Genomic DNA, 920 nt, shown 5'->3' with positions numbered 1-920 from the left:
GGGAGCCGGCGGGTGCGATTCCCGCCGGCTACCCGACTGGAATTGATCTCCGAGAGCGCGGATTCCGGCAGGAAACCCGGCAGATAGTCGACGAGGCGTTCACCTCGCTGGCACCCTTGACCTCGTTCAAGGTCGCCTGCGACCTGCTCGGGCTGTCACGGGCGACAATGTACCGCCGGCGTCGCCCCGCACAATCCACAGAAAGCCCGTCACGGACCCCGGCCGTCCACCCGGCAGCGCTCGACGACACCGAACGTGAACGGCTCCTGGAACTCCTCAACAGCGACCGGTTCGTCGACAAGTCCGCCGCCCAGGTCTGGGCGACCCTGCTCGACGAGGGTGTCTACCTGGCCAGCGTGTCCACCATGTACCGGCTGCTGCGGGCCCGAGCCCAGACCGTCGAGCGGCGGGCACAGGCCGCCCACCCCGCCCGAAAGAAACCGGAACTACTCGCTACCAGACCCAACGAAATCTGGAGCTGGGATATCACAAAACTCGCCGGACCCGTCCGCGGCGTGCACTTCGACCTGTACGTCATCCTCGACATCTTCTCCCGCAAAGCCATTCACTTCGAGGTACATCCCACCGAGAACGGGGAACTCGCGAAGGCCTTCATCGAATGTCAAGGGCCATTGAGAACGGCCCGGTGGCGGTCACGGTTCCGGCCCGGTAGTGGCCACCAGATCTGCCCGGTGGTGGCCACCGTTCCGGCGCGGCTTTCGTGTCAGGTCAGGGCTTTCACCCCCTTGCCGGCGAGGGCTTGAGCGAGGCGGACACTGTCGCCGCTGGTCTGGCAGAGGTGGGCGTGGTGCAGGAGCCGGTCGACGGTGGCGGTCGCCAGTGTTTTAGGCATGATCTCGTCGAAGCCGGCGGGGTGCAGGTTCGAGGAGACCGCGATCGACCGTTTCTCGTAGGCGGCG

The 920-nt window shown here is 66.1% G+C and carries 1 protein-coding gene and 1 pseudogene; one reads left to right on the top strand and one right to left on the bottom strand.

The genetic code is table 11. The features are described from left to right. Positions 1-764: pseudogene (locus FREUN1FDRAFT_RS42810) on the top strand (IS3 family transposase); the annotation flags it as partial. Here FREUN1FDRAFT_RS42810 and FREUN1FDRAFT_RS39210 read toward each other — a convergent pair. Further along, on the bottom strand, positions 725-920 hold a 196-nt coding region (locus FREUN1FDRAFT_RS39210; protein ID WP_006546015.1), incomplete at its 5' end, for an ATP-binding protein. The pseudogene FREUN1FDRAFT_RS42810 and the gene FREUN1FDRAFT_RS39210 sit on opposite strands and share 40 nt — an antisense overlap.

The sequence above is a fragment of the Parafrankia sp. EUN1f genome (assembly GCF_000177675.1).
In the GTDB taxonomy this organism is placed as follows: domain Bacteria; phylum Actinomycetota; class Actinomycetes; order Frankiales; family Frankiaceae; genus Parafrankia.
This window is presented reverse-complemented; position numbering and strand designations above follow the sequence as displayed.